We start from the raw sequence: 15,805 nt of genomic DNA, 5'->3' as shown, positions 1-15,805 counted from the left end.
CCTCCTTGTGGGCGGGTCAGATCAGGTGGCGGCCGCCGTTCACCGTGAGGATGGTGCCGGTGACGTAGGGATTGTCGAGCAGATAGCGCAGACTCTGGTAGATCACCTCGGCGCCGGGCTCGATGCCCAGCGCCGATTTGGCCAGGGCCTTGCGCCGGTAGGCCTCGTCATCGTCGGGATTGAACTGGATCAGCGCCGGAGCGATGCCGTTGACCTTGATCTGCGGCGCCAGGCTGGCGGCGAACGACAGCGTGAGGTTGTCCAGGCCGGCCTTGCTGGCCGCGTAGGCGATGTGCTTGCTGCTGCCGCGGCGGGTGACGTCGTCGCCGATGTGCACGATGTCCGCGGCGCCGCCGTGACGTAGCAGCGCGGCGCCGTGCAGGTTGATCAGGTATGGCGCGAGCATGTGCACGCTGAACATGCGCTGGAACAGCTCGGCTTCCTGGTCGGGTGTTTCGCTGTGCCATTCCGAAGCGTTGTGCACGATGGCACGCAGGCCGTCGGTGTGCGCCTTGAGTGTTTCGATGAAGGCCTGAATGCCAGCCGCATCGGCGAAATCGGCCGCCAGCGTGATCGCTCCGCGGCTGCGCAGATGCGCCACGCCTTCGCGTTCGCGGCGGTAGCTGATGATGACGGAGTGGCCGTCGTCGAGCAGGCGCTCGGCGCAATGCAGGCCGATTCGCTGGCCGGCGCCGGTGATCAGGATGGGAAGCGGGGATTGGCTCATCGGGCGCCTCGGTCGGTCAGGCGCTGTCGTCATGCCGGTGCGCAGCGCTGGCCGGCCAGCTTACACCAGATCGGCGGACGACTCGGGATGCAGGCGCCGATGCTGGCGGTAGAGGAAGCTGCGGATGCGTTCGGCATCCTGCTCGCCGTTGAACTCCACCTCGTAGGCCGCCAGGTCGTCGTCGATCTCGCGTACCCGGTGCGCCTCGACTTCCAGCGGCGCGTCGTCGGGCAGCGCCAGGCACAGATGGAAGTGTTTGGGGGGCTTGCGCCCGCGGCCGGCCTTGACCAGCAGCCCGTGCGAGGACAGCTCGCAGACGCGCAGCGGACTCGCCTCGCCGTCGCGCTTGAGCAGTGCCAGCGGCTGTTCGAGGTGCAGGCGCCAGGCCCGGTTGATCGGGCCGCGCTCGAAGATGACCGGCGGCGCCAGATGCAGATGCAGGCTGTGAAATTCGTCCTCCTTGAGCTGCACCGGGAAGCTCATGCGGAACTCGGCGGTTTTCGCTTCGAGCGAAAGCTCCGCGTGGGTCGCCAGCGCCAGCAGCAGCTCGTTGGACTGCGGTCCGCCATCGAGGCGAAAGCCGGCGGTGCGCTCGCCATGGCCATTGGCCGCGCGATGCATGAGCTTGTTGATGAAGGCCAGCTCATCGCTGGTCAGGACTGTCCGTTCGGCCATGTCACTTCCTCGAGGAGTCGGCGCGGCGGGCGCCGACGACCGCGGCACGGCGATCCGTGCCGGGCGGTTTGTTGCGCGCTGTGATCGTGATTTCCAAGAGTAGTTCAGTACGGTTGTCGGATTTTGGCGATTCGCTGCCTCGGGATGTCCGACAGGCGAGCGCCTTGCGGCATAATGGCCGGCTTCAATTTGCGGAGATTCCCTCATGAAAGTCGCCATCCTTTCCGGCAGCGTTTACGGCAGCGCCGAGGACGTCGCTCGTCATGCCGAGCGCCAGCTCAAGGCCGCCGGTTTCGATGCCTGGCACGATCCGCGCGCGCAACTGCCGCAGGTGCTGGAGTTCGCGCCGCAAGCGCTGCTGGTGGTGACCTCCACCACCGGCATGGGTGAGCTGCCGGACAGCTTCGTGCCGCTGTATTCGGCCATCCGCGAACAGTTCCCGGCCTGGCACGGACTGCCCGGCGGGGTGATCGCCTTGGGTGACGCCAGCTATGGCGATACGTTCTGCGGCGGTGGCGAGCTGGTGCGCGAGCTTTTCGCCGAGCTGGGCGTGCGGGAAGTGCAGGAAATGCTGCGGATCGATGGCAGCGAGACGGTCACGCCGGAAGTCGATGCCGAGCCCTGGCTGGCGCGCTTCGCCGAAATCCTGCGCGGCTGAGACGGGCGCTCAGCCCGCGGCGCGGCGGGCGAAGGCGCACAACTGCGGATAGAAGGCGCGAAAGTCATCCTGCAGCGGCGCGTACAACTGCTGCAGTTCCTCCAGGCCGCCGGCGAGGCCTTCCGGGCGACTGAGCCTGCGGCTCATGCCAGCCAGCACCTGTTCCAGCACGGCGAACTCGCGGTAGCTGCCCAGCCAGTCCTGCGCCGCCATGCGCGGTGCGATCAACGCCAGCTTGCCGGGCAGCTGCGGTTCGTTCTGCAGCACGCGGTAGACACGCAGGGTGAACTGCTCCAGCGGCTCGCTGGAATAGTCCGGCCAGTTGGCTGCCAGGCAGTGATCGAAGAACAGATCCAGCAGGATGCCGGCGTAGCGCCGCCGCTCGGCCGGGAAGCGCGCCTTGGCCTGCAGCACCAGCGGATGGCTGTCGGTGAAGGCGTCGATCTGCCGGTGCAAGCGAATGCCGGCTTCAATCTGCGCCGGCCAGCGGCCCTGCAGCGGTCCCTTGACGAAATCGCCATAGAGGCTGCCGAGCAGTTCGGCCGGCTGAGCGCCGCCCAGGTGCAGGTGTGCGAGGTAGTTCATCGGTCGAGCTTAACCAGTTGCCGGCCGCCGGCGCTAGGCCGCTCGCTGCAGTTGCGGGGTGTCGCCGAACAACCGCAGGGCGATCGCTTGCTGCGCCTGGCGTGCCAGTTCACGCGGGCTGCGGTCATGGCTGGCAATTGGCGGCAGCAGGTAGATTTCCACCTCCGCCACCTCGGCGTCGAGCAGACGCAGCAGGTGCGCGGGCAGCTCGTCGTCGCCGATGAACGGCGCCAGCGGATCGGCCTGGCCGTCGCGCCGATAGCGGATCGCAACGGGCTGAACCGGACAGCCGCATTCCACCGCGCAGGCGAACAGCCGCGAATGGAAGGTGCGCAGGGTGCTGCCATCGGTCGAGGTGCCTTCCGGGAAGATCAGCAGATGCCGGCCCTGGTGCAGGTGCCCGGCCAGTTCGCGGCTGACCCGCCCCGCATCGCCGGCGCCACGGCGGATGAACAGCGTGCCGGCCTGCTGCGCCAGCCAGCCCAGCACTGGCCACTGGCGCACCTCGGCCTTGGCCAGGAAGGAGATCGGCAGCAGGGCGCCGAGCAGCGGAATGTCACTCCAGGAAATGTGGTTGGCGACCCACAGCATCGGCTCGCGCGGCCGGTCGCCGATGATTCGCACGCGCAGCGGCAGTGCCCGCGCCAGACGGGCAAGGAACCAGCAGGTCAGGCGCTGCTTGCGCGCCATCGAGGTCTGCACGCCGATCCATCGGCCCAGCTCGATGACGCTGGCGAGCGCCAGACCCGCCAGCAGCACCGTGGCGATCCGTGCCAGCCGCCGGTAGCGGCGCAGTCGCCGCATCACACCGCCGCCTTGAAGTGCCGCGCGTAACGCGGGCAGAGCTCGTCGCGCTTGAGCAGGATGAACACGTCGGCGACCTGGAAGTCCGCGTCCCAGCACGGCTCGCCGCAGATCTTCGCGCCCAGGCGCATGTAGGCCTTGAGCAGCGGCGGCAGCTGCGCGGTGACGTTCGCTGCCAGCTCCAGCGCGGGCAGCGGCGTCTTCGGTTCAGCGCGCAGCAGTTCGGTGCTCAGATGGCCCTCGCGCAAGCGCTGCATGATCGCCTGCGCCTGCACGCCGCCATCACGCATGGAGATGCTGGCGCAGCCCATCAGGTAGCGATAGCCGCCCTGGTTGAGCACCTCGGCCAGCTCGCCCCAGAGCACGGCGATGGTGGCGCCGTTGCGATAGGCAGAATCGACGCAGGTACGGCCGATCTCCAGCACGGGCTCGTCCAGCGCTGCCAGCCCGTGCAGGCTGAACTCCTGCTCGCTGTAGAAATGGCCGATGCGCCGCGCGGTGAGGTGATCGAGCAGGCGCGTGGTGGCGACCAGCGCGCCGCTGGACAGATCGCGCACGCCGATGTGGCTGCAATGCGCATCGTAGTCATCGATGTCCAGACCGAACTCGGCGCCTTGCAGGCGAGCGTCGAACTCGCTGCTGAACACGCGGTAGCGCAGCGCCTGGGCTTCGCGCAGGGCGGCGGTGCCGACCAGGCGCTCGGCCTGCAGTTGACGGGTGCTGCGGGGGTGAGCGATGGCGTTCATGCTGTCTACTCCTGTTCCGCCCGGCTGTGGCGGGTTGGTAATCGGCGGCGCCTGGTTGTTATGGTTGCGCTCGGTCGATCTGATGGCCGGGTCAGGCTAGGTAGCTGGCGTGTCACGCCTGTGACGGATCGGTGATGGTTGGGTGACGCCCGCAGCGGGCGGTTCGGGAGGCAATATGGCTTGGCATGAATGGCTGGGGCCGCTGGCGCGGCTGCCGGCAGACGGGCGTCTGGAAGACTGGTACGCCGCGGTGCAACAGCGTGTGGCTGGCACCGAACCCTTCGCCGGTGCGCTGCTGGGTGGCCGGTTGGCGGCGACGCCGGGGCTGGCCTTTCTCGCCGGCTACCAGCAGGCGTTGCGGGCACTGTGGGCGGACGCACCGGCGAGGCTCGGCGCGCTTTGCGCCACGGAGAACCGGCGGTTGCGCCCGGCCGACATGACCACCCGCCTGCGTGACGGCCGTCTGGACGGCCGCAAGGATTTCGTCACCGCCGGCGATGCGGCCGCCTGGCTGCTGGTGCCAGCCCGCGAAGAACGCATCGGCGATGCACCGCGGCTGGGCATGTACGTGCTCGCGGCCGACGCTGGCGGGGTGGTGCTCGAAGCCGGCGCACCGCTGCCGCTGCTGCCGGATATCGCGCATGGGCGGCTGGTGCTGGTCGAGGCCATCGGCGAGCGTTTGCCGGGCGACGGCTGGGCCGACTACGTCAAACCCTTTCGCACGCACGAGGACCTCTACGTGCTGGTCGCGCTGCTCGGCTGGCTGTACGGCGTGGCGCTGGAGCATCGCTGGTCGCAGGCGCTGCTGCTGCGCCTGGTCGGGTTGCTGGCCGGCGCGGCGGAAGTCGCGCGCCAGCCGGTCGAGGCTGCCGCCACGCACGTGCTGCTGGCGGCGTTGAGCGAGCAGTTTGCCGCGCTGCAGGCGGAACTCGAAGGCGCCCTGGCGGCGACGCCCGGCGAATGGTCGGCGATGTGGCTGCGCGATCGCGGTGTGCTCGGACTGGCGCGTGCCGCGCAGGCCGAACGACTACGCAAGGCCTGGCTGCGGCTCGGGCTGGCGGGCACGGAGGAAGAAATTCAGGGGAACTCGACTCGCGGCGGCGCGCCTATATAGACGGGCGGCGATATCTGCCGGACGACTCGCCAGCGCGCGTGCTGGGCCGGTGGCAGCTCTTTGCCGGGACCGGCGGACTGGTTAAGCTGCCCCGGCCTCAGTCACACCGCCATGGCCGTCCTCGCGGCGACTCGATCGGAAAAAGGATTTCATGACACTGTTTCGTTTGCCTGCCCTTGCCGGCGTATCCACCGGGACTGGTCGTCGATGATGCTGGCCGGCTCGGTATTTCCCTGGCGCAAGGCCAATCGTTTTCGCCTGCTGATCGACGGCCCGCAGTTCTTTCCGGCGATGCTCGAGGCCATCGCCCGAGCCGAGCGGCGGGTGGATCTGGAACTCTATCTGGTCGAGGACGGCCGCTGCCTGGAGCGTCTGCTGGAGGTGCTGCTGGCAGTGGCAGCGCGGGGCGTGCGGGTGCGCTGTCTGTTCGATGGCTTCGGCTGCCTGAAGATGGGCCAGGCCAGCCGCGACCGTCTCGCCGCCGCGGGCGTTGAGCTGCGGTTGTACAACCCGCTGGCGCTGCGCTTGAAGTTCCGCAACCTGCACCGCGACCACCGCAAGCTGTTGCTGGTCGACGGCTGCACCGGTTTCGTCGGCGGCGCGGGTGCCACCGATCAGTTCTGGAACCCGCAACGTCCGGACGAGCATTGGCACGAGGTGATGGTCGAGATGAGCGGGCCGCTGCTGCAGGACTGGCAGGCGCTGTTCGATGCGCAGTGGGTGAACTGCCAGCGCCGACGCATCTGGCAGCTGCCGCTGCCGCGCAAGATCCCGCGGATTCCGCTGCTGCCGACCGGCTCGGGTCTCGGTCGGGTGGCCTATGCAGCGGCGCGCCAGCACACCGATATTCTGCACAGCCTGTTGCACAACCTGCGGCGCGCGCAGACGCGCATCTGGCTGGCCACACCCTATTTCCTGCCTACCGGCAAGGTGCGCCGCGCGCTGATCTACGCGGCCCGGCGCGGGGTGGAGGTGCGCCTGCTGCTGACCAGCCGCAACACCGATCATCCGCCGGTGCGCTATGCCGGACAGCGGTTCTACCCGCGGTTGCTGCGCGCCGGCGTGCGCATCCACGAATACCAGCCACACTTCTCGCACCTGAAGATGGTGCTGGTGGACGACTGGGTCAGCGTTGGTTCGTGCAATTTCGATCACTGGAACCTGCGCTGGAACCTGGAGGCGAACCTCGAAGCGATCGATCCGGCGCTCACCGAGCAGGTCGTGCAGAGCTTCGAGCGCGACTTCCAGCAGAGCCAGGAAATCGATCTGCGCAGCTGGTATGCCCGACCGCTGCACATGCGTCTGTATCAGCGCATGTGGGGTTGGCTGGATCGCCTGCTGGTCAACATCTTCAACCGCGGCGGCTGATCAGCCGATGGCCGCCCTGCACCGGAGCGCAGCTCCCTATCTGGAAAAGAGGACGATCCAATGGCAGCGAAGAACATCCTGATGCTGGTCGGTGACTATGCCGAAGACTACGAGACGATGGTGCCGTTCCAGGCGCTGCAGATGGTCGGCCACCGCGTGCACGCGGTGTGCCCGGACAAGCAGGCCGGCCAGACCGTGCGCACCGCCATTCACGATTTCGAGGGCGATCAGACTTACAGTGAGAAACCCGGGCACAACTTTGCGCTGAACTTCGACTTCGCCGCCGTGCGCGCCGAGGACTACGACGCGCTGGTGATTCCCGGTGGCCGCGCGCCGGAGTACCTGCGCCTGAACGAGCAGGTGCTGGCGCTGGTGCGTGCCTTCGATGCGGCGAACAAGCCGATTGCCGCGGTTTGCCACGGTGCGCAGCTGCTGGCTGCCGCCGGCGTGCTCAAGGGCCGCGCCTGCAGCGCCTACCCGGCCTGCGCGCCGGAAGTGAAGCTGGCCGGTGGCGAGTATGTCGACATTCCGGTGGATCAGGCGCATACGCAAGACAATCTCGTCAGTGCGCCCGCCTGGCCGGCACATCCGGCGTGGCTGGCGGGCTTCCTCAAGCTGCTCGGCACCGAGATAACCCTGTAGCATGCCGGACCGCCGCGCGCCGGCGGCCACGCTTTCGTCACCAACAAGGAGAACCGCAGGTGAGCAGCGCCCCGAACAATCCACTGCACGGCGTCACCCTCGAGGCGATGCTGGTCGAACTGCAGGCGCACTACGGCTGGGAAGGGCTGGCGCAGCGGGTCGATATCCGCTGCTTCAAGAGCGAGCCGAGCATCAAGTCGAGCCTGACGTTCCTGCGCCGCACGCCGTGGGCGCGGCAGAAGGTCGAAGCGCTGTTCGTGCAGCTGCGCCGCCGCGGCTGATCCGCGCGATGCGAAAGCAAAAAGCCCGGCACTAGCCGGGCTTTTCGTTTGCCGCTGAGACGATTACTGCACTTCCACCGCCAGGCTGTCGGCGATCTTCTGCTTCCAGATCGCCGGGCCGGTGATGTGCACCGATTCGCCCTTGGTGTCGACGGCGACGGTAACGGGCATGTCCTTCACCTCGAACTCGTAGATCGCTTCCATGCCCAGTTCGGCGAAGGCCAGCACCTTGGACTTCTTGATCGCCTGGGCGACCAGGTAGGCGGCGCCGCCGACGGCCATCAGGTACACGGCCTTGTTGTCCTTGATCGCCTCGATGGCGATCGGGCCGCGCTCGGACTTGCCGATCATGCCCAGCAGGCCGGTGCTTTCCAGGATCTGCCGGGTGAACTTGTCCATCCGCGTGGCAGTGGTCGGGCCAGCCGGGCCGACTACTTCGTCACCGACTGGATCGACCGGGCCGACGTAGTAGATGAAGCGGCCCTTGAGGTCCACCGGCAGCTCCTCGCCCTTGTTCAGCATGTCGACCATGCGCTTGTGCGCGGCGTCGCGGCCGGTGAGCATCTTGCCGTTGAGCAGGATGGTCTCGCCCGGCTTCCAGCTCTGCACTTCTTCCGGGGTGATGGTGTCGAGGTTGACGCGGCGAGCGCTCGGGCCGGCTTCCCAGACGATTTCCGGGTAGGCGTCCAGCGACGGCGCTTCCAGGCTGGCCGGGCCGGAGCCGTCGAGCACGAAGTGCGCGTGGCGGGTGGCGGCGCAGTTGGGGATCATGCACACCGGCAGCGAAGCGGCGTGGGTCGGATAATCCATGATCTTCACGTCGAGCACCGTGGTCAGGCCGCCGAGGCCCTGGGCGCCGATGCCCAGCTGGTTGACCTTCTCGAACAGCTCCAGGCGCAGCTCCTCGATGCGGTTCTGCGGGCCGCGGGCCTTCAGCTCGTGGATGTCGATCGGGTCCATCAGGACTTCCTTGGCCATCACCGCGGCCTTTTCGGCGGTACCGCCGATGCCGATGCCGAGCATGCCCGGCGGGCACCAGCCGGCGCCCATTTCCGGCACGGTCTTGAGCACCCAGTCGACGATCGAGTCGGACGGGTTGAGCATGGCCATCTTCGATTTGTTCTCGGAGCCGCCGCCCTTGGCTGCGACGTCCACTTCCACCTTGTCGCCGGGAACGATGGAGTAGTGGATAACGGCCGGGGTATTGTCCTTAGTGTTCTTGCGGGAACCTGCCGGGTCGGCCAGGATCGAAGCACGCAGCACGTTTTCCGGCAGGTTGTAGGCGCGGCGCACGCCCTCGTTGATCATGTCGTCCAGGCTCATGGTGGCGCCGTCCCAGCGCACGTCCATGCCGACGCGGACGAACACGGTGACGATGCCGGTGTCCTGGCAGATCGGCCGGTGACCGGTGGCGCACATGCGCGAGTTGATCAGGATCTGCGCCATCGAGTCGCGCGCGGCCGGCGATTCTTCACGCAGGTAGGCTTCGTGCATCGCCTGGATGAAGTCGACGGGGTGGTAGTAAGAAATGAACTGCAAAGCGTCGGCGACGCTTTGAATCAGGTCGTCTTGCTTGATCACGGTCATGCAGCGCGTCCTCTTGACGGGGCGGGGATTCGGCGCGTCGAGCGTGGCAGCCGGCGTGCCGAGTGAAAAAGGCGCGGCAGTATAACGCGTCGGGCTGGCGGGTACACGGATGGACCGGGAGCGAAGGGATGTTGGCTAGGTTTTTGAAATTTGCTCGCGTAGAGTGCGACCCATTGCCACGGCGGGATGGATCCCTATGAGTGCGCGTGTCGAGCTTGATCAGCAGGCGTTGCAGCAGTTGGTAATGAAACGGTTCGCGCTGGCGGCGCTGACCTACGGGCTGGCGTTGCTGCTGACCTGGGTGTCGGTTGCGGCGGGTTTCTATACCGCGCCGGTCTCCGTCGCGCTGGGCAGCTCGCTGCTCATCGTGCTCAGCCAGCTGGTGTTCCTCGCGCTGTTCTGGAGCGGCTTCAACCAGCGCTTCCGGGACCCGAGCCTGACCCAGCCGCAGGTGCTGGTGGCGCTGCTGTGGCTGACCTGCCTGCTGTTCAACCTGGGTAGCGCTCGCGGTTCGCTGCTGGTGCTTTACCTGCTGGTGCTGATGTTCGCGGTGTTTTTGCCGCCGAGAATCTTCATCCGCTATGCCGTGCTGGCGTTTCTCAGCTTCGTCGGGCTCACCCTGCTGGACTTCCACCTGGGGCGCCTCGCCGAGCCGGCGGCGTTCCTGCTCGAGGCGTCCGTACTGCTGGTGACGCTGGTGTGGATGTGCCTGTTCGTCAACTACGTCTACCAGCTGCGTCAGCGCATGCGCCAGCGCCGCTTTGCCCTGCAGGTCCACCAGGACACATTGCGCGGCATGTTGCGCCAGCTCGAGGATCTGGCGTCCACGGACGAGCTGACCGGCCTCTACAACCGCCGGCGTTTCCTGCGCATCGCCGAAGGTGAGCTGGCGCGGCTGCGCAAGGGGCATCAGATCGGCCTGGCGCTGATCGATCTCGATCATTTCAAGCGGATCAACGATGTGCACGGTCATGCCGCAGGCGACCGGGTGCTGCAGACCTTTGCGGCGATTGCGCGGGCCTGCCTGCGCGACGGCGACGTGCTGGCCCGCTACGGCGGCGAGGAATTCGTGCTGTTGCTGCCGGATACCGACGCCGAACAGTTCGGCATCTGCTGCGAACGCTTGCGCGAGGCGTTCGCCAACGCCCAGCCGGTGGACCCGGGCATCCCGGTGGGGCAGCTGAGTCTGTCGGTCGGGCTGACGCTCCTGAACGCCGGCGACGATCTCGATGCCTCCCTGCAGCGCGCCGACGAGGCGCTGTATCGCGCCAAGCGCGGCGGGCGCAACCGCTGCGAGGCGGCCTGGACGTCCGACAATGCCTGAACTGGCGTGTGCCGGTCGGCGCTGGACGGTGGCAACCGGCAGCAATCTGCTCGATGCGCTGAATGCGGCTGGACTGCGCGTGCCTTACAGCTGCCGGGCGGGCAGCTGCCAGGCCTGCATGGTGCGCTGCCGCGGTGGCGAACCGCTCGATGAGCGTCCCGAGGCGCTGCCGGCCACGCAGCGCGAGCAGGGCTGGCGATTGGCCTGCCAGTGCCGGATCGATGGCGATCTGCAGGTGGAGCTGTTCGATCCCGTCCGCGATGGCCTGGCGGCGCAGGTGCAGGCGGTCGACTGGCTGCGGCGCGACGTGCTGCGCCTGCGCCTGTTGCCCGAACGACCGCTGCGCTACCGCGCCGGCCAGCACCTGCTGCTGTGGACGCCGGACGGCATCGCGCGACCCTACTCACTGGCGAGCCTGCCGGACGACGATCGCTGGCTGGAATTTCATCTCGACTGTCACCGCCCGGGTGCCTTCAGCGAGGCGGCGCGCCGCTTGCGCACTGGCGATGGCCTGCGGCTGGGGCAGCTGCACGGTGGCGCATTGCATTACGACCCGGACTGGGCGGAGCGCCCGCTGTTGTTGCTTGCCAGCGGTACGGGCCTGGCGCCGCTCTGGGCGGTGCTGCGCGAGGCGCTGCGCCAAGGCCATGCCGGGCCGATCCGCCTGCTGCATCGCACGCACGGCACCTCCTACCTGGCCGAACCGCTGCTGCAGCTCGCGCAGCAGCATGATCTCGACGTGCAGTGGCTCGACGCGGATCAGCCGTGGAACGATCAGGCACTGCGAATCGCGTCGCGACAGGAGATTGCGCTGGTCTGCGGTCATGCCGATTTCGTTGCCGCGTGCTGCCGACGGCTGTTTCTGGCCGGCCTGCCGCGCGGACAGGTGTTCAGCGACACCTTCATCGAGCGGAATGTGAGCGAGGACTGAGTGCTCGGCCGAACTGCGATGGGCAGCGGCCATGCGTTGCAAGGGAAGGCGCGAGCCGGCGGGCCGGCTCGCGTGGTCGATCAGTTCAGCGGAGCGCCGACCTGAAGGATCTTCAGCGTGTTGGTGCCGCCGGTGCTGTCGTGGTAGCTGTCGCCCTTGGTCAGGATCACCCAGTCGCCGGGCTGCACCATGTTGCGCTTGAGCAGCTCCTCGACCGCCATCTGGCTGACCTTGTCGGCCGGCAGCACGGCCGGATCGAAGGGGATCGTCTGCACGCCACGGAACAGCGCCACGCGGGCCTGGGTTTCGCGGTGCGGCGAGAAGGCGAAAATCGGCACCGCCGAGCGGATGCGCGACATGATCAGCGGGGTGTAGCCGCTTTCGGTCAGGCTGATGATGGCCTTGACGCCCGGGAAGTGGTTGGCGGTGTACATCGCCGCCAGCGCCGTGCTCTCGTCGCAGCGGCTGAAAGTCTGCCCCAGACGGTGGCCGGATTTGGTACTGGTCGGATGCTTCTCGGCGCCGCAGCACACGCGCGCCATGGCCTTGATTGCCTCGACCGGGTACTCGCCGGCGGCGCTCTCGGCCGAGAGCATCACCGCGTCGGTGTAGTCGAGCACGGCGTTGGCGACATCGGACACTTCCGCGCGGGTTGGCATCGGGTTGTGGATCATCGACTCCATCATCTGGGTCGCGGTGATCACCACCTTGTTGTTGCGCCGGGCGTGCAGAATGATCTTCTTCTGGATGCCGACCAGCTCGGCGTCGCCGATTTCCACGCCCAGGTCGCCACGCGCGACCATCACGCCGTCGCTGGCGCGGATCAGGCCGTCCAGGGCTTCATCGTCGGCGACCGCTTCGGCGCGTTCGATCTTGGCGATCAGCCAGGCGCTGGAGCCGGCCTCGTCGCGCAGGCGGCGGGCCAGATCCATATCGGCGGCGTCGCGCGGGAAGGACACGGCCAGGTAGTCCAGTTCGAGGTCGGCGGCCAGTTTGATGTCGGCTTTGTCCTTGGCGGTCAGCGCCGGCGCGGTGAGGCCGCCGCCACGGCGGTTGATGCCCTTGTTGTCCGACAGCGGGCCGCCGATCAGCACGGTGCAGTGCAGTTCGTCGGCGGTGGCGGCGTCGACACGCATGACCACGCGGCCATCGTCCAGCAGCAGCTCGTCACCGACGCCGCAATCCTTGACCAGGTCCGGGTAGTCGATGCCGACCACTTCCTGGGTGCCGGCATCGCGCGGGTGAGTGACGGAGAAGCGGAAACGGTCGCCTTCCTTCAACTCGATGCGCTTGTTGGCAAACTTGGCGATGCGGATCTTCGGGCCTTGCAGATCGCCCAGCAGCGCGACGAAGCGGCCGTGGCGGGCGGCGATGGTGCGCACCAGTTCGGCACGGGCGCGATGTTCATCGGGCGAGCCGTGGGAAAAGTTCAGGCGGGCGACGTCCAGCCCGGCGAGGATCATCTTTTCCAGGACTTCGGGCGAGCTGCTGGCCGGGCCCAGGGTGGCGACAATCTTGGTGCGACGCGGTGTCATTCGATGGCTCCTTTTTCGGTCTGGCCGCGAGGCTACTATGCCCGTTCGCTGTAGTCATCGTTATGCGGCACTACTCTTTCGCCCATGCGAAAGGCCGCCGGATGGCCTGCAGTTTTTTACCCCGCGGCCGATAAGCCGGCGCCGGAGGAGCTATCCATGCGTACCCTGATTATTACCTGTCTGACCCTGTTCACCGTTGGCTGCAGCAGCCAGCACGCCGTTGATCGCCAGCTCAACGAGGCTTACAGCCGTTACGAGGCCGGCGACTGCGGTGGCGCCATGCTCGCCCTGTCGCAGGCCGAGCGCCGCACGCGCGGACGTGGCGAGGTGCAGCCGGAAATTTCCCTACTGCGTGGCCAATGCCTGGAGCGTCAGGGGCTGTACGTCGATGCGGCACAGACCTACCGCTTCATCCGCATGCGCTACCCGGCCAGCGAATACGCCTATCGCGCCGCCGCGCGACTGGAGACGCTGCGCCAGCTCGGGCACTATGAGCCCGCCGAACCCGCGATCAGCCACCCGGCACGCCCCTGAGGCGCATCGCGAGCAGCTCATCCACGGAGGGAATGATGCGCGTGCTGTTATTGCTGCTGGCTCTGGCGCCCATGCTGGCGATGGCCGAGATCTACCGCTGGACCGATGCCCAAGGCCAGGTGCATTTCGGTCAGCGTCCGGCGGCGGGCGCCGAGCGGGTCGACGTGCGACCGCAGGTGGTCGAGCGCGACGAGGCGACGCGACAGCGCGAACAGCGCAGCGAGAAGTTCTTCGAGGCACGGCGCGAGGAGCGCCAGCTCGCCGGCGAGCGGGCCGGGCAGCAGCGGGCGCAGCGCGAGCGTGAGTGTCAGGTGCTGCGCGAGGAGCTGGAGGTGCTGCAGCGTGGCGGACGTTACTTTCGTACCGATGCAGCGGGTGAGCGCGTCTACTACAGTGAAAACGAAATTGAGAAAGCCCGGCAGCAACTGGCCAGCCGTATTCGCGAACGATGTGACTGAGCGAACTGGAAGCAGTGGCAGGGGCGTGCGCACAGGCAGGCTCGAACCATGAATATCTCGAATCAGCGTCGCATCCAGCGGCACCAGCTGCCGTATTACCTGAACGTGTTCAATCGCCATACCGACAAGCCGCTGGGCTTCATCGGTAACCTCTCCGAGGGTGGCCTGATGCTGATCAGCCGCTATCCGATGATGCTGCAGGAACGTTTCGACATGCGCCTGAAGATTCCCGGGCAGGTCGGCCAGCTGCGCTTCGTGGATTTCAGCGCCATCAGCCTGTGGTCGCGCGAGGACGTCACTCCGGGCAGCTACGACACCGGCTTCGAGCTGATCACGCCGCCGGCCGAGATCATGGAAATGATCGCCGTGCTGCATCATTACTTCAGTTTCCAACCGAGCCCGCATGCCCCGCTGACCCAGCCGCCGCCCTTCGCGGCCGATCGCTCGCCCGATCACGACTGCTGCTGCGGGCGCTGACGGGGCGGTTCAGAGCACGCCAGCGCGTTTCCAGGCCAGGTAACGGCTGAGCAGCTCGGGCGCCACCTCGCGCGGACGTGCATCCAGCACGTGCAGGCCGTGCGCGATCAGGCGCCGGGACAGGGCCTCGCGCCGCTCCAGATGCGCCAGCGTTGCGCAGTAGCCGAGGGCGTCGTCGAGGTTAGTCACCGGCTGCTGACGCACGCGGTCGAGGACGTCCTCGCGCAGGCTGACCAGCAGCACCCGATGCCGGCGCGTCAGGCGCCGCATGGCGGCGAGCAGCTCGTCGTCGTCCTCGTCGCGCAGGTTGCTCAGCACGATCACCAGCGCGTGGCGCCGCTGCTGCGCCAGCAACTGATCAGCCGCGGCGGCGAAGTCGGCCGGCTGCAGGGTGCATTGCAGATCGTAGACGCTGTCGAGCAGCTGGCTGAGCTGGGCCTGGCCCTTGGCCGGGGCGACGCGCCGTGGCATATCGCTGGCGAAGGTCTGCAGCCCGACCGCGTCGCCCTCGCGCAGCGCGGCATAGGCCAGCAGCAGGCTGGCATTGAGCGCATGGTCGAAATGCGCCAGCTCGTCGTCCTGACTGCGCATACGCCGACCACAGTCGAGCAGCAGGATGATCTGCTGGTCGCGCTCATCTTGGTATTCGCGTGCGATGGGCGTGCGCATGCGCGCGGTGGCTTTCCAGTCGATCTGCCGCAGGCTGTCGCCGTCGCGGAATTCGCGCAGCTGATGGAACTCCAGGCCGAGGCCGCGGCGTGGCTGCTGGCGGACGCCGAGCCGGCTCAGCCAATGATCGACGCCCTGTAGGCTGGCGCCATGCAGTTGAACGAAGTCCGGGTAGACGCGGGTGCGCCCGGGCAGTTCCAGCAGGCGCCGGCCGCGCCACAGGCCGAGCGGCGACTGCAGACGGATCTCGCAGTGGGCGAAGGTGAATTGCCCGCGCTGCAGTGGACGCAGCCGGTAACTGAACGCGCACCGCTCGCCGGACCGCAGCGAAACGTGCCGCGGCAGCTGGTCGAAGGCCATCTGCGCCGGCGGGTGGTCGAAGATTTCCAGCTGCAGTGGCGCGACGCCGCGATGCTCTAGCTGCAGGCGTACCTCGCTCCAGTGTCCCAGCGGCAAGCGCGCCGGTAGCAGGCGTTCGACCTGCGGCGTGGCAATACGCCGTAAACGCAGCGCATCGGCGGCGGCGAGCAGGCCGAGCGCCAGCAGCAGCCCCCACCACAGCGAGCGCCAGGCGCTGGCCGGCGCATGGCCGAGGGCATCGAGCACGCCCAGCGGCAGCCCCGCTATCAGCAGCACGGCGACAGCAGCGAGCAGACGCACGGACGGGTTCACGAGCGCACCCGGCAGATC

The 15,805-nt window shown here is 67.5% G+C and carries 18 protein-coding genes; 10 read left to right on the top strand and 8 right to left on the bottom strand.

What is annotated here, in order from left to right; translation table 11 throughout:
- Window positions 1–16 precede the first annotated feature (16 nt).
- Together folM and U8L64_RS11970 are read right to left on the bottom strand one after the other, a co-directional pair.
- The gene (gene folM / locus U8L64_RS11975) at window positions 17–727 is read right to left on the bottom strand and encodes a dihydromonapterin reductase (protein ID WP_273527683.1); all 711 of its coding nucleotides are present in this window, start codon (window positions 725–727) and stop codon (window positions 17–19) included.
- 60 nt (window positions 728–787) lie between these two features.
- Window positions 788–1,402 (bottom strand): PilZ domain-containing protein, encoded by a 615-nt coding sequence (locus U8L64_RS11970; protein ID WP_003287197.1) that lies wholly within the window; start codon window positions 1,400–1,402, stop codon window positions 788–790.
- A gap of 205 nt (window positions 1,403–1,607) precedes the next feature.
- Here U8L64_RS11970 and U8L64_RS11965 point away from each other — a divergent pair, with 205 nt between their 5' ends.
- Window positions 1,608–2,060 carry a flavodoxin gene (locus tag U8L64_RS11965; protein WP_003287196.1) on the top strand — a complete coding sequence of 151 codons (453 nt, stop codon included), beginning with the start codon at window positions 1,608–1,610 and terminating at the stop codon, window positions 2,058–2,060.
- 9 nt (window positions 2,061–2,069) lie between these two features.
- Here U8L64_RS11965 and U8L64_RS11960 read toward each other — a convergent pair whose 3' ends face one another.
- The 3 genes from U8L64_RS11960 to olsB are packed head-to-tail and all read right to left on the bottom strand — an operon-like array spanning window position 2,070 to window position 4,195.
- Window positions 2,070–2,645, bottom strand: coding sequence for an acyl carrier protein phosphodiesterase (locus U8L64_RS11960; RefSeq protein WP_043295874.1), 576 nt, complete (start codon window positions 2,643–2,645; stop codon window positions 2,070–2,072).
- Between the two features lie 33 nt (window positions 2,646–2,678).
- The gene (locus tag U8L64_RS11955; RefSeq protein WP_333397621.1) at window positions 2,679–3,449 is read right to left on the bottom strand and encodes a lysophospholipid acyltransferase family protein; all 771 of its coding nucleotides are present in this window, start codon (window positions 3,447–3,449) and stop codon (window positions 2,679–2,681) included.
- Complete coding sequence (olsB, locus tag U8L64_RS11950) at window positions 3,449–4,195, bottom strand: L-ornithine N(alpha)-acyltransferase (protein WP_003287192.1); 747 nt, start codon at window positions 4,193–4,195, stop codon at window positions 3,449–3,451. Before olsB ends, U8L64_RS11955 begins: the two co-directional genes overlap by 1 nt.
- Window positions 4,196–4,370: 175 nt before the next feature.
- Between olsB and U8L64_RS11945 the strand changes: the two genes are divergently transcribed.
- The 4 genes from U8L64_RS11945 (at window position 4,371) to U8L64_RS11930 (ending at window position 7,600) form a co-directional block, all read left to right on the top strand.
- Window positions 4,371–5,309 (top strand): acyl-CoA dehydrogenase, encoded by a 939-nt coding sequence (locus tag U8L64_RS11945; protein ID WP_333397617.1) that lies wholly within the window; start codon window positions 4,371–4,373, stop codon window positions 5,307–5,309.
- Between the two features lie 210 nt (window positions 5,310–5,519).
- Window positions 5,520–6,677 (top strand): phospholipase D-like domain-containing protein, encoded by a 1,158-nt coding sequence (locus tag U8L64_RS11940; protein WP_333397884.1) that lies wholly within the window; start codon window positions 5,520–5,522, stop codon window positions 6,675–6,677.
- Window positions 6,678–6,737: 60 nt separating this feature from the next.
- The gene (locus U8L64_RS11935) at window positions 6,738–7,319 is read left to right on the top strand and encodes a DJ-1/PfpI family protein (RefSeq protein ID WP_333397614.1); all 582 of its coding nucleotides are present in this window, start codon (window positions 6,738–6,740) and stop codon (window positions 7,317–7,319) included.
- A gap of 59 nt (window positions 7,320–7,378) precedes the next feature.
- Window positions 7,379–7,600, top strand: a complete 222-nt coding sequence (locus U8L64_RS11930) for a VF530 family DNA-binding protein (protein WP_009867864.1) — start codon at window positions 7,379–7,381, stop codon at window positions 7,598–7,600.
- 63 nt (window positions 7,601–7,663) lie between these two features.
- On the opposite strand, the gene U8L64_RS11925 is transcribed toward U8L64_RS11930, so the two are convergent.
- On the bottom strand, window positions 7,664–9,187 hold the full coding sequence (locus tag U8L64_RS11925) for a fumarate hydratase (protein ID WP_003287184.1): 1,524 nt from the start codon (window positions 9,185–9,187) through the stop codon (window positions 7,664–7,666).
- Between the two features lie 196 nt (window positions 9,188–9,383).
- Between U8L64_RS11925 and U8L64_RS11920 the strand changes: the two genes are divergently transcribed.
- Both U8L64_RS11920 and U8L64_RS11915 read left to right on the top strand, forming a co-directional pair.
- A complete protein-coding gene (locus U8L64_RS11920; RefSeq protein ID WP_054093630.1) occupies window positions 9,384–10,511 on the top strand; it encodes a GGDEF domain-containing protein in 1,128 nt (375 codons plus the stop codon).
- Window positions 10,504–11,442 (top strand): iron-sulfur-binding ferredoxin reductase, encoded by a 939-nt coding sequence (locus U8L64_RS11915; protein WP_234301938.1) that lies wholly within the window; start codon window positions 10,504–10,506, stop codon window positions 11,440–11,442. The genes U8L64_RS11920 and U8L64_RS11915 overlap by 8 nt, the downstream gene beginning before the upstream one ends.
- Before the next feature lie 80 nt (window positions 11,443–11,522).
- On the opposite strand, the gene pyk is transcribed toward U8L64_RS11915, so the two are convergent.
- Window positions 11,523–12,977, bottom strand: coding sequence for a pyruvate kinase (gene pyk, locus U8L64_RS11910; protein WP_009867860.1), 1,455 nt, complete (start codon window positions 12,975–12,977; stop codon window positions 11,523–11,525).
- Window positions 12,978–13,133: 156 nt separating this feature from the next.
- On the opposite strand from pyk, the gene U8L64_RS11905 reads away from it, so the two are divergent.
- From U8L64_RS11905 to U8L64_RS11895, 3 genes are read left to right on the top strand one after another with little or no spacing between them, the layout of a single operon-like run.
- Window positions 13,134–13,511 carry a tetratricopeptide repeat protein gene (locus tag U8L64_RS11905; protein ID WP_043295880.1) on the top strand — a complete coding sequence of 126 codons (378 nt, stop codon included), beginning with the start codon at window positions 13,134–13,136 and terminating at the stop codon, window positions 13,509–13,511.
- A 35-nt stretch (window positions 13,512–13,546) separates the two neighbouring features.
- On the top strand, window positions 13,547–13,969 hold the full coding sequence (locus tag U8L64_RS11900; RefSeq protein WP_138299368.1) for a DUF4124 domain-containing protein: 423 nt from the start codon (window positions 13,547–13,549) through the stop codon (window positions 13,967–13,969).
- A gap of 48 nt (window positions 13,970–14,017) precedes the next feature.
- Window positions 14,018–14,446: a PilZ domain-containing protein gene (locus tag U8L64_RS11895; RefSeq protein WP_138299369.1), complete on the top strand. Its 429-nt coding sequence runs from the start codon at window positions 14,018–14,020 to the stop codon at window positions 14,444–14,446.
- A gap of 9 nt (window positions 14,447–14,455) precedes the next feature.
- Here the strand turns inward: U8L64_RS11895 and U8L64_RS11890 are convergent, their stop codons facing one another.
- Window positions 14,456–15,787 (bottom strand): DUF58 domain-containing protein, encoded by a 1,332-nt coding sequence (locus U8L64_RS11890; protein ID WP_301619951.1) that lies wholly within the window; start codon window positions 15,785–15,787, stop codon window positions 14,456–14,458.
- Window positions 15,788–15,805 lie beyond the last annotated feature (18 nt).

Origin of the sequence: Pseudomonas sp. FIP_A4, from assembly GCF_036701605.1 — a bacterium.
GTDB lineage: Bacteria > Pseudomonadota > Gammaproteobacteria > Pseudomonadales > Pseudomonadaceae > Stutzerimonas > Stutzerimonas phenolilytica.
This window is presented reverse-complemented; position numbering and strand designations above follow the sequence as displayed.

What these genes read in the sequence shown, in the direction of transcription:
- folM (WP_273527683.1), bottom strand. Translation starts at nt 727, where the DNA reads ATGAGCCAATCCCCGCTTCCCATCCTGATCACCGGCGCCGGCCAGCGA.
- U8L64_RS11970 (WP_003287197.1), bottom strand. Translation starts at nt 1,402, where the DNA reads ATGGCCGAACGGACAGTCCTGACCAGCGATGAGCTGGCCTTCATCAAC.
- U8L64_RS11965 (WP_003287196.1), top strand. Translation starts at nt 1,608, where the DNA reads ATGAAAGTCGCCATCCTTTCCGGCAGCGTTTACGGCAGCGCCGAGGAC.
- U8L64_RS11960 (WP_043295874.1), bottom strand. Translation starts at nt 2,645, where the DNA reads ATGAACTACCTCGCACACCTGCACCTGGGCGGCGCTCAGCCGGCCGAA.
- U8L64_RS11955 (WP_333397621.1), bottom strand. Translation starts at nt 3,449, where the DNA reads ATGCGGCGACTGCGCCGCTACCGGCGGCTGGCACGGATCGCCACGGTG.
- olsB (WP_003287192.1), bottom strand. Translation starts at nt 4,195, where the DNA reads ATGAACGCCATCGCTCACCCCCGCAGCACCCGTCAACTGCAGGCCGAG.
- U8L64_RS11945 (WP_333397617.1), top strand. Translation starts at nt 4,371, where the DNA reads ATGGCTTGGCATGAATGGCTGGGGCCGCTGGCGCGGCTGCCGGCAGAC.
- U8L64_RS11940 (WP_333397884.1), top strand. Translation starts at nt 5,520, where the DNA reads ATGCTGGCCGGCTCGGTATTTCCCTGGCGCAAGGCCAATCGTTTTCGC.
- U8L64_RS11935 (WP_333397614.1), top strand. Translation starts at nt 6,738, where the DNA reads ATGGCAGCGAAGAACATCCTGATGCTGGTCGGTGACTATGCCGAAGAC.
- U8L64_RS11925 (WP_003287184.1), bottom strand. Translation starts at nt 9,187, where the DNA reads ATGACCGTGATCAAGCAAGACGACCTGATTCAAAGCGTCGCCGACGCT.
- U8L64_RS11920 (WP_054093630.1), top strand. Translation starts at nt 9,384, where the DNA reads ATGAGTGCGCGTGTCGAGCTTGATCAGCAGGCGTTGCAGCAGTTGGTA.
- U8L64_RS11915 (WP_234301938.1), top strand. Translation starts at nt 10,504, where the DNA reads ATGCCTGAACTGGCGTGTGCCGGTCGGCGCTGGACGGTGGCAACCGGC.
- pyk (WP_009867860.1), bottom strand. Translation starts at nt 12,977, where the DNA reads ATGACACCGCGTCGCACCAAGATTGTCGCCACCCTGGGCCCGGCCAGC.
- U8L64_RS11905 (WP_043295880.1), top strand. Translation starts at nt 13,134, where the DNA reads ATGCGTACCCTGATTATTACCTGTCTGACCCTGTTCACCGTTGGCTGC.
- U8L64_RS11900 (WP_138299368.1), top strand. Translation starts at nt 13,547, where the DNA reads ATGCGCGTGCTGTTATTGCTGCTGGCTCTGGCGCCCATGCTGGCGATG.
- U8L64_RS11895 (WP_138299369.1), top strand. Translation starts at nt 14,018, where the DNA reads ATGAATATCTCGAATCAGCGTCGCATCCAGCGGCACCAGCTGCCGTAT.